Raw genomic sequence first — 12,497 nt, forward strand, 5'->3', positions numbered from 1 at the left:
GCGCCCCTCGCCCCGGCAGGGTGCCCGGCGGCGCCCGCGCTCCCCGCAGGGACATCGCGTCAGTCAGACGATTACACTGGTGCGCGTGCCTCAACTACGTCTCGCACTGAATCAGATCGACTCGACCGTCGGTGATCTCTCCGGCAACGCCGAGTCGGTCGTCCACTGGACCCGGCACTCCGCCGAACAGGGCGCCCATCTGGTGGCGTTCCCCGAGATGATGCTGACCGGCTACCCCGTCGAGGACCTGGCCCTGCGGTCGTCCTTCGTCGAGGCGTCGCGCCGGGCGCTGCGCACGCTCGCCGCCCGGCTCGACGCGGAGGGGCTCGGGGAGCTGCCGGTCGTCGTCGGCTACCTCGACCGTTCCGAGACGGCCCAGCCGCGCTACGGCCAGCCTGCGGGCGCCCCGCAGAACGCCGCCGCCGTGCTGCACCGCGGGCAGGTCGCGCTGACCTTCGCCAAGCACCACCTCCCGAACTACGGCGTCTTCGACGAGTTCCGCTACTTCGTGCCGGGCGACTCGATGCCGGTGGTACGGGTGCACGGCGTGGACGTGGCGCTGGCGATCTGCGAGGACCTCTGGCAGGACGGCGGCCGGGTGCCGGCCGCGCGGGCGGCGGGCGCGGGGCTGCTGCTGTCCATCAACGCCTCTCCGTACGAGCGGGACAAGGACGACACCCGGCTGGAACTGGTCCGCAAGCGGGCCCAGGAGGCCGGCTGCACCACCGCGTACCTCGCGATGATCGGCGGCCAGGACGAGCTGGTCTTCGACGGCGACTCCATCGTCGTCGACCGCGACGGCGAGGTGATCGCCCGTGCCCCGCAGTTCGCCGAGGGCTGCGTGGTCCTCGACCTGGACCTGCCGGCCGCCGCGACCGGGGCCGACGCGGCGTCGGGCGTGGTGAACGACGGGCTGCGGATCGACCGCCTGGTGCTCTCCGAGGACCCCCTCCCCGCGTACGAGCCGGAGCTGGCCGGGGGGTACGCCGAACGGCTCGACGACGACGAGGAGCTGTACTCGGCGCTGGTCGTGGGCCTGCGGGCGTATGCCGCGAAGAACGGCTTCCGCAGTGTGCTGATCGGGCTGTCCGGCGGCATCGACTCGGCACTGGTCGCGGCCATCGCCTGCGACGCGCTGGGCGCGCAGAACGTGTACGGCATCTCGATGCCGTCCAAGTACTCCTCGGACCACTCCAAGGGCGACGCGGCCGAACTGGCCCGCCGCACCGGGCTGAACTTCCGCACCGTACCGATCGAGCCGATGTTCGACGCCTACATGGAGTCGCTGGGGCTCACCGGCCTCGCCGAGGAGAACCTCCAGTCCCGGCTGCGCGGCACGATGCTGATGGCGGTCTCCAACCAGGAGGGCCAGATCGTCCTCGCGCCCGGCAACAAGTCCGAGCTGGCGGTCGGCTACTCGACGCTGTACGGCGACTCGGTCGGGGCGTACGGGCCGATCAAGGACGTCTACAAGACGTCGGTCTTCCGGCTCGCGAAGTGGCGCAACCGCGCCGCCGAGGAGCGCGGCCAGACCCCGCCGATCCCGGAGGCGTCCATCACCAAGCCGCCCAGCGCCGAGCTGCGCCCGGACCAGGTCGACACGGACTCGCTGCCCGACTACGACGTGCTGGACCGGATCCTGGAGCTGTACGTCGACCAGGACCGGGGGCTGGCCGACATCGTCGCGGCGGGCTTCGACGAGGCGCTGGTGGCGAGGACCCTGCGGATGGTGGACACGGCGGAGTACAAGCGGCGGCAGTACCCGCCGGGCACGAAGATCTCCCCGAAGGGCTTCGGCAAGGACCGCCGTCTGCCGATCACCAACCGGTGGCGCGAATCGGCCTGAGCGACGGGACGGCGGGCCGTCGTGGGCGGGCCCGGCAACGACCGGCCCGGCAGCGGCGGCCCCGTCGTCCGCGGACCCGGCAGGCGGGCAGTACTCCGGTGAGCCGCGGTGCGTCGCCGTGCCGCGATGCCGGTGAGCCGCGGCCTCGCGCTCCCCGTCGCCCGCCCGGACACGCCCGCGCTCCCCGGATCCGAACGCCGGGGCCGGGCGGGCCGGGAGCGAGTGCGCGTCAGAGCTGGACGCGCGCCGCGATGGGGAGGTGGTCGCTGTCCGTCGCCGGGAGCGTCCACGACGACACCGGCTCGACGCCCTTCACGAGGATCTGGTCGATCCTCGCCATCGGGAAGGACGCCGGCCAGCTGAAGCCGAAGCCGTCGCCCGCCGCGCCCTGGGTGGACCGCAGCTGCGAGGTGACCGCGTTGAGCGAGCGGTCGTTCATCGTCCCGTTGAGGTCGCCGAGCAGGATCACCCGGTCGAGCCGTTCGTCGGCGATGGCCTCGCCCAGGGTGTCGGCGCTGTTGTCGCGCTGGTTGGCGGTGAACCCGGCGTGCAGCTTGACGCGTACGGACGGCAGGTGGGCGACGTAGACGGCGACGTCGCCCCCGGACGTCGTCACCGTGGCACGCAGTGCCCGGGGCCAGCCCATCTTGATGTCGACCGGCCGGGCGTCGCGCATCGGGTGCTTGCTCCACAGGCCGACGGTGCCCTGCACCGAGTGGTACGGGTAGCGGTCGGCGAGCGCCGCCTCGTACTTCGCCACCTCGTCGTTCGGCAGTTCCTCCAGGGCGATGACGTCGGCGCCGGAGTCCGCGACCTTGCGGGCGGTGCCCGCGGGGTCGGGGTTGTCGGCGTTGACGTTGTGGCTGGCCACGGTGAGGTCGCCGCCCTCGGCCGACTTGCCGGTGAGCAGACCGCCGAACAGGTTGAGCCAGACCGCGACCGGCAGCAGCAGGGCGATCAGCGCGGTCGCCGAGCGGCGCACCAGGGCCAGGACCAGCAGCAGCGGGACGACCACGCCGATCCACGGCAGGAACGTCTCGGTGAGGCTGCCCAGGTTGCCGACGGCGTTCGGGATCTGCGCGTGGAAGACCATCACGAGGGTCACGAGGACCGAGCAGACGGCCAGGACGACACCGCGCCGCCAGATGCCTCTGGCCCGGCTCCACCGGTCGCGCAGGTCCCGGACACGGGGCCCGGTGCTCCGCGTCTCCGCGCGGTCGTTCCCGGTGTCCGCTCCGTACGCCTGCACCATCGCGCTGTCCTCACTGCCTTGCCGTACGTGTCGCCGCGCTCCCGACCCTAGGCGATGCGCGGCTGTGTTCCCGACCGTCCACGACGGCGGTACTGCCACAAGGACGAAGGGCGGGGGCCGATGAGTTCCGACGGGGCGGGCTCCGCCGGGGCTTGTGACAGAACGATCACACTCCACGGGTCCCGGTCGCGTTCACTCACCGGTCTCCCCCGGCCTTCCCCCGTCGGCCTCACTCCCACGGGTCCCGGGCACGGGCGCCGTCACCCCCATGGGCCCGGTCGGGTCAGGGGCGGGCCGGTGCCAGCCCCTCGCACAGGACCCGGATGATGCGGTCGGCGAGGTCCTCGGGCAGGGGCGCGTCGGGGTGGTGGATGGTGCGGACGAGCATGGGCCCGAGGAACAGGTCGTTCAAGAGCTCCACGTCCAGGTCCCCGCGGAGTTCGCCCGCGTCGACCGCCCGCCGCACGGCGGCCAGCATGGCGGCGTGGTGGGGCGCGATGACCGTGCGCCGGTACTCGGACCACAGCTTGGGGTGGCTCTTCATCTGGGCGAAGACGTTGTGGAGCAGGGCGGAGGAACGCTGGGCGAGGCCGCGCCTGCGCATCGAGTCCAGCAGCAGCCGCAGGTCGTCGAGGCCGGCGGTGCCGGAGACGACGGGTTCCGGGGGCCCGATGTGGCGCAGGACGTCGACGAAGAGTTCCTCCTTGCCGCTCCAGCGCCGGTAGATGGTCGCCTTGCCGACCCCGGCGGTCCTGGCGATCCGCTCGATGGACAGGGCGGCGAGGGGCTCGCCGGCCTCCAGCAGCCCGACGACGGCGTCGAGGATCGCCCGCTCGGCCGCCGCGCTGCGCGGTCGGCCCCTGCGCGGTTCCGGATCCTTCCCGGCCGGGCGGTCCCGGTCCGGGACCTGTGCCTGTGCCCTCACGTGCATCCACCTCTCGCCGCACCGTCCGCCGCACCGATTCTCGCCGACGGCGACGGCGCCCCGGTGTGCCGCCCTCGGGGGCCGGGGGCCGGGCCGGTCCCCGGGGCGGCGTTTCCCGGTCCTCCGGAATCCTCCGTTCCAGGAGGACTCCGGAGGCGTTCTCAGTCCTCCGCGACCGTCACCGGCGCGCCCCGGCCCGTACGGACGGACGCCCCTTCCCCGTCGGCCCCTCGGGGCGCCCGGCCGACGGGCGCCCTGCCCGGCAGGAACAGCGCGACCACGAGCGCGCCCACCAGGGCGACGCCTGCCGAGCAGAGGGCGGTGATGTGCATGGCGTCCAGGAACGCGTCGTGCGCCGCCGTGACCAGCGGAGCGCCCGCGGGACCCATTCTCTCCGCGACGGCGAGCGTCGCCTCGATCGACTCGCCCGCCACGTCCCTGGCACCGGCCGGGAGCGCGTCGAGATGCCCCTCGATGCCGCCGCGGTAGACGGTGGACAGCACCGAGCCGAGCACGGCGATCCCGAGCGCTCCGCCGACCTGCCGGAACGTGTTGTTGACGGCAGATCCGGAGCCCGCCCTCTCCCGGGGCAGCGTCTGCATGACGGAGACCGTGACCGGCGTCATCACGTGCGCCATGCCCGTGCCCTGGACGAAGAACAGCACGCACAGCACCCAGACCGGTGTGGTGGCGTCGAACAGGGCGAACGCCGCGAGCCCGCACGCGACCATCAGCAGGCCGACGGTGCACACCGCGCGGGCGCCGAACCGGTCCACGACCAGCCGCGCGCGCGGCGCGAAGACCATCTGGGCGGCGGCCAGCGGAAGGATCAGCAGACCGGCCTGGAGCGCGGTCCAGCCCCGCACGCTCTGCATGTAGAACGCGGAGAAGAAGGTCACGCCCATCAGCGCGAAGAAGATCAGCGCGATGGCGGCGACGGCCGCGGCGAACGGCGGCTGCCTGAAGTACGTGACGTCCAGGGCGGGATGGCTGCTGCGCCGCTCGTGCCACACGAACGCGGCCAGGACGGCCAGGCCGCCGACGATCGGGAGGAGCACCGCGGCGTCCGTGAAGTCGCCGAGTTCGCCGCCGCGGATGATGCCGTAGACCAGCAGGACCAGGCCGACGACGGAGAGCAGGACTCCGAGCGGGTCGGTCCGGCCAGGCTTCGGGTCCTTGGAGTCGGGCACCAGCAGCACCATCGCGATCAGGGCGACGACCACCACGGGAACGTTGACGAGGAAGATCGAGCCCCACCAGAAGTGTTCGAGCAGCAGCCCGCCGGTGATCGGGCCGATCGCGATGCCGAGGCCGACGCTGCCGGCCCAGATGCCGATGGCCTTGGGCTGCTCGTCGCGCTCGAAGACGTTCATCAGGACGGCGAGCGTGGCCGGCATGACGAACGCGGCGCCGAAGCCCATGACGGCACGCCAGGTGATCAGCTCACCGGGCGAGCCGGACAGGGCGGCCAGGGCCGAGCCGACGCCGAAGACGAGGATGCCGAAGAGCAGCACCTTCTTGCGGCCGACCCGGTCGCCGAGCAGCCCCGCGGTGAACAGGAGCCCGGCGAAGACGAGCGTGTAGGAGTTGATGGCCCACTCCAGCTCGCTCTGGGTGGCACCGATGCCGGTGGGTGCGGGACTGGCGATGGTCTTGACCGCGACGTTCAGGATCGAGTTGTCCAGAACCACGATGAGCAGGCTGAACATCAGAACGGCGAGGATCGCCCAACGGCGGCGGTGGACCGCCTCGGGGACTTGGGGCAGGGCGGTGCGAGCGCCCGACGGTATGGACATGGCCGGGAGCCTACCCGAATTCGATACGAGACCGTCTCGTATAGGTAAGCCCGCGGGGAGGGGGTCCTGCGCCGAGGGCGGGGCGCCGCGCCGGGGCCCGCGGTACGCGCTTGTGCGAGCCCACTTCCCGCGGGCGGGCACGGGATGCCACCATGGAACCGGTCCGGGGACGCCGTCAGGGCGCCTCGAGATGACGAAGGAGCCGTAGGCACATGTCGCTTCAGGCTGCGCGGAACACGTCCGCCACATCCGACGCGGGAGCCGCCACCGACAGCAGCAAGGCGCTGTACGGGGGCAAGAGCACCCGCCGCATCACCGTCCACGACATCGCCGCCGCCACCGGGCGCGGCGAGAAGTGGCCCATGCTCACCGCGTACGACGCGATGACCGCGTCCGTCTTCGACGAGGCCGGTATCCCGGTCCTGCTCGTCGGCGACTCGATGGGCAACTGCCACCTCGGATACGAGACCACCGTGCCCGTCACGATGGACGAGATGGCGGTCCTCTCCGCCGCCGTCGTACGGGGCACCAGGCGCGCGCTGATCGTCGCCGACCTGCCCTTCGGGGCGTACCAGGAGGGCCCCGTCCAGGCCCTGCGCAACGCCACCCGGCTGATCAAGGAGTCCGGCGTCGGCGCGGTCAAGCTGGAGGGCGGCGAGCGCAGCCACGAGCAGATCCGGCTGCTGGTCGGCGCCGGCATCCCGGTGATGGCCCACATCGGCCTGACCCCGCAGTCCGTGAACGCGATGGGCTACCGGGTGCAGGGCCGCGGCGAGGAGGCCGCGCAGCAGCTGCTGCGCGACGCCAAGGCCGTGCAGGACGCGGGCGCGTTCGCCGTCGTCCTGGAGCTCGTACCGGCCGAGCTGGCCGCCGAGATCACCCGCACGCTGCACATCCCGACCGTCGGCATCGGCGCCGGTCCGGACACGGACGCCCAGGTGCTGGTCCACACCGACATGGTCGGACTGACCGGCGGCAGGACGCCGCGCTTCACCAAGCAGTACGCGAATCTGCGCAAGGTGCTGGGCGACGCGGCGAAGGAGTACGCGGAAGAGGTCGTCGGCGGCGCCTTCCCGGCCGCCGAGCACACCTTCCACTAGTAGGGCATGTTTCGAAAGCAGCGTCGCCCGGCACAGGCCACCGCCCGCACCACCGACAGCCCGCCGACCTCCCCCATCGGCGGGCTGTCGGCCTTCCGCCGGTCCGTCCCACGGTCCGTCGTCGACGCCTTGTCGGCCCCGTGTCGGCCCCGTGTCGGTCTGTTGTCGGCGGACTGTCGGTGGCGCCTGTTCCCATGGTGGGCATGACGCGAAACGACAAGAACCCGAGGAACGGCACCAATGCCGTGGAGGTCCGGGGGCTGGTCAAGCACTACGGCTCGACCAAGGCTCTGGACGGCGTGGACCTCGACGTCCGCGAGGGCACCGTGCTCGGTGTGCTCGGTCCCAACGGCGCGGGCAAGACCACCCTCGTGCGCTGCCTGTCCACCCTGATCGTCCCCGACGCCGGGCACGCCGTCGTGGCGGGCTACGACGTGGTGAAGCAGCCCCGGCAGCTGCGCCGCACCATCGGACTGACCGGGCAGTACGCCTCGGTCGACGAGAAGCTGTCCGGCTGGGAGAACCTCTACATGATCGGGCGGCTGCTCGATCTGTCGCGCAAGGCCGCCCGCGCCCGGGCCGACGAGCTGCTGGAGCGGTTCTCGCTCACCGACGCGGCCCGGCGCGCCGCGATGGACTACTCCGGCGGCATGCGGCGCCGCCTCGATCTGGCCGCTTCGATGATCGGCCGCCCGGCCGTCCTCTACCTGGACGAGCCGACGACGGGGCTCGACCCCCGGACCCGCAACGAGGTCTGGGACGAGGTGCAGAGGATGGTCGCGGAGGGCGCGACGGTCCTGCTCACCACCCAGTACATGGAGGAGGCGGAGCAGCTCGCGAACGAGCTCACCGTCATCGACAGGGGACGGATCATCGCCAACGGCGGGGTCGACGAGCTCAAGGCGAAGGTGGGCGGGCGCACCCTGCAGATCCGCCCCTCGGACCCGGCGCAGCTGCCCGCGATGGCGCAGGCGCTGCGGGAGACCGGTCTGGACGGGGTCGCGGGCGCGCAGGCGGTCCCGGACGAGGGACTGCTGTACGTGCCGATCCTCAGCGACGAGCAGCTGACCGCCGTCATCGGCCTGCTCGGCGCCCGGGGCTACCCGCTGGCGCACGTCGCCACCGCACTGCCCAGCCTGGACGAGGTGTTCCTGGCCATCACCGGCGAGAAGAGCGCTTCCGCCACCGACACGATCCCCGCGGAGGTCGCGGCATGAGCACGAGTACGACGATCCAGCAGCCCGTCACGACCGGGCAGGCCCCGTCCGCCGCGCCGAGGGCGCTCGCCGGCGAGGGCCGGATCGGGCTGCGCGCCAACCTGCGGCACATCGGCGCGCTGATGCGGCGCAACGTGCTCCAGATCAAGAAGGATCCGGAGTCGATGTTCGATGTGCTGCTGATGCCCATCGTCTTCATCCTGCTGTTCGTGTACGTCTTCGGCGGGTCCATCGGCGCGAGTCTGGGCGGCGACCGGCAGACGTACATCAACTACGTGGTCCCGGGCATGATGGCGATGCTGGGCATGAACATCGCCACCGCGGTCGGCACCGGGGTCAACGAGGATTTCCGCAAGGGGGTCATGGACCGGTTCCGGACGATGCCGATCGCCCGGTCGTCGGTGCTCGTCGCGAAGATCGTGGTCGAGCTGGGCCGGATGATGGTGGCCACGGCGATCCTGCTGGGCATGGGCTTTCTGCTCGGCATGGAGCTGAAGACCTCGGTGCTCGGCCTGCTCGCGGCGGTCGGCCTCTCGATGGTGTTCGGCGCCGCGATCATGTGGATCTTCATCCTGCTGGGGCTGTCGCTGAAGTCCGCCCAGGCGGTGCAGGGGATGGGGTTCCTGGTGCTGATGCCGCTTCAGTTCGGTTCCTCGATCTTCGCCCCGACCGCCACCATGCCCGGCTGGCTCCAGGCGTTCACCGACTACAACCCGCTGTCCAACCTGGCGGACGCGGCGCGCGGGCTGATGATCGGCGGGCCGGTCGCCCACGCGACGTGGCTCACGCTCGGCTGGGCGGTGGCGATCAGCGCGGTGGCGGCCCCCCTGGCGGTCTCGAAGTTCCGCAGGAAGAGCTGAACCGGTGCGGGTCGAAGGGCGCGCCCGGTACGTGCCGGACGCGGGTGCGCGCACCGGACGGCCGGGCGGCGGTTCAGTCCCGCTCCGGTCCGTACGTCTCGGCGAGGGCGGTGGCCTCCTCCATGGAGAGGCCGCCGCCCTCGGCGTACGCCGTGGCGTAGGCGTTCCGGCCGAGGACGGCGAGGGCCAGTTCCTCCACCCGGGCGTAGTCGTCGCGTTCCATGGACGTCGGCGCGTGTCCCAGGGGCAGCAGCGCCCGGCCGGCCCCCAGCAGCCGGGCCGCGAGTGCGGCCCGCCGTTCGCCGCCGATCCCGGCGAGCGCCCGCGCGACGGAGACGAGGTGGATGACGGACATCTGCGGAGCCACCATCTGCGACAGCCGGTCGTGGGACCGCCGCAGCGCCTCCAGGGACCGGGGCAGGGCCTCGGCGTAGCGCCCCTCCTGGTTGTCGAGCCAGGCCAACGTGCCCAGCAGGAACCCTTCGAAGATGGCCAGTGTCTCGGAGATGAACTCCTCGCGCAGCAGGGTCAGTTGCTCGCGCGCCTCGGCCGTGCGTCCGGTGCGGCCCAGCCACAGCGCGAGGTAGATCCGGGCGGCGGGGATCGCCTCGTGACCGGCGTGGCGCCCCTCCGTCAGCACCTGGCGCAGAATCGTCTCGCCCTCGTCGCCGCGGCCGAGTTCGGTGAGGGCGGAGGCGTATCTGGTGCGCAGGACCGACACCTGTGACTGGGCGCCGAGCTTCTCCGCGTAGCCGATGGCGGCCTGGAAGTCCTCGGCGGCCCGCGCGTACTCGCCGTGCTTCTCGTTGGCCTCTCCCCGGGAGGAGAACGCTTCGGCGACTCCCCAGTCGTCACCGAGCCGACGGAAGATCTCCAGGCTCTCGTCGGCGTCCGCGTGCGCGGCGCCCGCCCATTCGGGGCGGTTGGCCAGGATGTTGGCCCGCATCTGGAGCGCCCCCGCGAGTTCCCACGCGTAGCCGAGCTCCCGGCTGGCCCGGACGGTCTCGTCGAGCAGCGTGCGCAGGTCGTCGACCCCGCCGGTCATCATGACCGCGAAGAACCAGAGCGATCCGGGGGCGCGGCAGGTCTGCGGCTGTCCCGCGCGGTAGGTGGCCGCGATGATCCGCAGCCGGGCCATGCCCTGTTCGTCGGCCCACACGTCCTTGGAGTGGTCCATGCTGACCAGCTGGACCAGGGCCACCTGGCGCCGCGCCTCCTGGAGCAGTTCGGGCGACATGGGCGGCGGGGCGTCGGTGCAGCGCTCGTGGAGGGAGGGCGCGGGTTCGGCGGGCCCGGCGAAGGGGTCGGGGCCCAGCGCGGCCACCGCGTCGGCCCATTGCAGGCCCTCGGCGCGCAGATCGCGCATCTGCCAGTACCAGCACAGCGACAGCACCATGCAGAGCGCCTCCTGCTCGTCGCGGGCGGCGACGGCCCGGCGCAGGGCGGTGCGGAGGTTCTCGTAGTCGCGCTGGAGGCGGTCGATGGCGGCCCGCTGCCCGGCGCCGCGCAGCAGCGGGTCGGTGGTGCGTGCCAGCTCCCGGAAGTACACCAGGTGGCGCCGTTCCACGGCGTCCCGTTCCGCCGCCTCGTCGAGCCGTTCGGCGGCGTACTCGCCCACGGTCTCCAGCAGCCGGTAGCGCATCTCGCCGTCCTCGGCGGGCGCGGCGACGACGAGGGACTTGTCGACGAGCGAGCCGAGCAGTCCGGCGACCTCGCGCGCGCCACCGGGATCCTGCGCGCAGACGGCCTCGGCGGCGGCGAGGGTGCAGCCGCCCGCGAAGACGGACAGACGGCGCAGGACGGCGCGTTCGGACGCGTCGAGCAGTTCCCAGGACCAGTCGACGACGGCGCGCAGCGTCTGCTGGCGGGGCAGTACGGTACGGGCTCCGCTGGTGAGCAGGCGGAACCGGTCGTCGAGCCGGTCGGCGATCTGGCGCGGGGTGAGCATCCGCAGCCTGGCGGCGGCGAGTTCGATGGCGAGCGGCAGCCCGTCGAGGCGGCGGCAGATCTCCGCGGCGGCCTTGGCGGTCTCCTCGTCGGCGTCGGTCCGGAAGCCGGGCCGGGCCGCGGCGCCCCGTTCGGCGAGCAGCCGCAGCGCCATCGCGTCGGGCAGCGGATCGACGGGCCGGACGAACTCGCCGGGCACGCCCAGGGGTTCACGGCTGGTGGCCAGCACGGTGAGCTGCGGGCAGCGGGCGAGCAGGTGGTCGGCGAGGGCGGCGGCGGCCCCGACGAGATGCTCGCAGTTGTCCAGGAGCAGGAGCATCCGGCGCCGGGAGCAGTGTTCGGTGAGGCGCACGAGCGGGTCGCCCGCGTTGCCCTCGGCGACCCGCAGTTCCTCGGCACCGGCCCCGCGCAGCACGGTCTCGCGGGCGCCGAGCGCGGTCAGCACGGCCTCCGGTACGGCCTCCGGGTCGTCGACGGGGGCGAGTTCGGCCAGCCAGACGCCGTCGGGCCAGGCGGCGCCGAAGGACTCGGCGGCCTCCTGGGAGAGCCGGGTCTTCCCGGCGCCGCCGGGGCCGAGGAGGGTGACCAGCCGGGCGCGCGCCAGGTCCTCGCGCAGGGCCTCGATGTCGTTCTCGCGCCCGACGAAGCTGGTGAGCCGGGCTCTCAGGTTTCCGCGCGGGGCGGCGAGGGCTTCCCGCGGCGCGCCGGTGCCTCCGGCCGGTGCGGCGGCGGTGGGCCGGGGTGCGGGAGGCCGTGACGGCCCGGCCGGGTTCTTCCCGCCCGTCGCGTCCTGCTCCAGCAACTCGGCGTGCAGGGCGCGCAGTTCGGGGCCGGGGTCGGTGCCGAGCCGGTCGGCGAGCACGGTGCGCACCTCTTCGTACGCGGCCAGCGCCTCGGCCGGGCGCCCGGCGTCGCGCAGGGCCCGCAGCCGCAGCGCCTGGAGCGGCTCGTCGATCGGGTGCTCGGCGCAGAGCGCGACCAGTTCGGGCAGGGTCTCCTCGGCACGGCCGAGGGCGAGTGCCGCGGTGATCCTGGTGCGGCGGGCGTCCAGCCGCCGGGCCGTCCAGCGGGCCGCGACGGCGCCGCGGTCGGGCAGATCGGCCAGGACCGGGCCGCGCCACAGGGCGAGGGCGTCGTCGAGCGCGGCCAGGGCCTTCGCCGGGTCCCCCTCCGACAGGGCCCGCGCCCCCTCCCCCGCGAGCCGCTCGAAGCGGTAGAGATCGACCTCGTCCGGGGCGGCGGCCAGCCGGTAGCCGCTCTCCCCGGACGTGACCGCCCCACGCCCGAGGGCCCGCCGCAGCCGCCCCACGAGCGCCTGGAGCGCGCCCACCGCATCGGCCGGCGGGTCGCCGTCCCACACCTCGTCGACGAGCACCGCGGCGGGGACGGAGCGGCCCGGACGCAGGGCGAGGGCGGCGAGCAGGGCACGCAGCCGCGCGCCGCCGACGGAGACGGCGGCGCCGTCGTCACGGAGTGCCTGGGTGGTTCCGAGGATGCTGTAGCGCACTCGCCCATTCTCCGCGACCGGGAGCGGCGGCAGGACACACGTGCGAC

8 protein-coding genes are annotated in these 12,497 nt (G+C 73.1%); 4 read left to right on the top strand and 4 right to left on the bottom strand.

Features of this window, described 5'->3' with window-relative positions; all coding sequences use genetic code 11:
* Positions 1-85: 85 nt before the first annotated feature.
* Positions 86-1,846, top strand: a complete 1,761-nt coding sequence (locus AB0E67_RS08010; RefSeq protein WP_362022458.1) for an NAD+ synthase — start codon at positions 86-88, stop codon at positions 1,844-1,846.
* Positions 1,847-2,075: 229 nt separating this feature from the next.
* Here the strand turns inward: AB0E67_RS08010 and AB0E67_RS08015 are convergent, their stop codons facing one another.
* From AB0E67_RS08015 to AB0E67_RS08025, 3 genes are all read right to left on the bottom strand, one after another.
* Positions 2,076-3,098, bottom strand: a complete 1,023-nt coding sequence (locus AB0E67_RS08015) for an endonuclease/exonuclease/phosphatase family protein (RefSeq protein ID WP_362022461.1) — start codon at positions 3,096-3,098, stop codon at positions 2,076-2,078.
* A 283-nt stretch (positions 3,099-3,381) separates the two neighbouring features.
* A complete protein-coding gene (locus AB0E67_RS08020; RefSeq protein WP_362022464.1) occupies positions 3,382-4,023 on the bottom strand; it encodes a TetR/AcrR family transcriptional regulator in 642 nt (213 codons plus the stop codon).
* Between the two features lie 161 nt (positions 4,024-4,184).
* Positions 4,185-5,819, bottom strand: coding sequence for an MFS transporter (locus AB0E67_RS08025; RefSeq protein WP_362022466.1), 1,635 nt, complete (start codon positions 5,817-5,819; stop codon positions 4,185-4,187).
* Positions 5,820-6,031: 212 nt separating this feature from the next.
* Here AB0E67_RS08025 and panB point away from each other — a divergent pair, with 212 nt between their 5' ends.
* From panB to AB0E67_RS08040, 3 genes are all read left to right on the top strand, one after another.
* The gene (gene panB, locus AB0E67_RS08030) at positions 6,032-6,919 is read left to right on the top strand and encodes a 3-methyl-2-oxobutanoate hydroxymethyltransferase (protein WP_362022469.1); all 888 of its coding nucleotides are present in this window, start codon (positions 6,032-6,034) and stop codon (positions 6,917-6,919) included.
* A 194-nt stretch (positions 6,920-7,113) separates the two neighbouring features.
* Entirely contained in the window at positions 7,114-8,136 is a 1,023-nt protein-coding gene (locus AB0E67_RS08035; protein WP_362023566.1) for an ATP-binding cassette domain-containing protein, read from the top strand.
* The gene (locus AB0E67_RS08040; protein ID WP_362022471.1) at positions 8,133-8,996 is read left to right on the top strand and encodes an ABC transporter permease; all 864 of its coding nucleotides are present in this window, start codon (positions 8,133-8,135) and stop codon (positions 8,994-8,996) included. Before AB0E67_RS08035 ends, AB0E67_RS08040 begins: the two co-directional genes overlap by 4 nt.
* A gap of 73 nt (positions 8,997-9,069) precedes the next feature.
* Here the strand turns inward: AB0E67_RS08040 and AB0E67_RS08045 are convergent, their stop codons facing one another.
* Positions 9,070-12,450 carry a BTAD domain-containing putative transcriptional regulator gene (locus tag AB0E67_RS08045; protein ID WP_362022474.1) on the bottom strand — a complete coding sequence of 1,127 codons (3,381 nt, stop codon included), beginning with the start codon at positions 12,448-12,450 and terminating at the stop codon, positions 9,070-9,072.
* Positions 12,451-12,497: the final 47 nt, after the last annotated feature.

The sequence above is a fragment of the Streptomyces sp. NPDC032161 genome (assembly GCF_040636995.1).
In the GTDB taxonomy this organism is placed as follows: Bacteria; Actinomycetota; Actinomycetes; order Streptomycetales; family Streptomycetaceae; genus Streptomyces.

Coding starts and splice junctions, on each gene's coding strand:
- panB (WP_362022469.1), top strand. CDS start 6,032: ATGTCGCTTCAGGCTGCGCGGAACACGTCCGCCACATCCGACGCGGGA.
- AB0E67_RS08035 (WP_362023566.1), top strand. CDS start 7,114: ATGGTGGGCATGACGCGAAACGACAAGAACCCGAGGAACGGCACCAAT.
- AB0E67_RS08040 (WP_362022471.1), top strand. CDS start 8,133: ATGAGCACGAGTACGACGATCCAGCAGCCCGTCACGACCGGGCAGGCC.
- AB0E67_RS08015 (WP_362022461.1), bottom strand. CDS start 3,098: ATGGTGCAGGCGTACGGAGCGGACACCGGGAACGACCGCGCGGAGACG.
- AB0E67_RS08025 (WP_362022466.1), bottom strand. CDS start 5,819: ATGTCCATACCGTCGGGCGCTCGCACCGCCCTGCCCCAAGTCCCCGAG.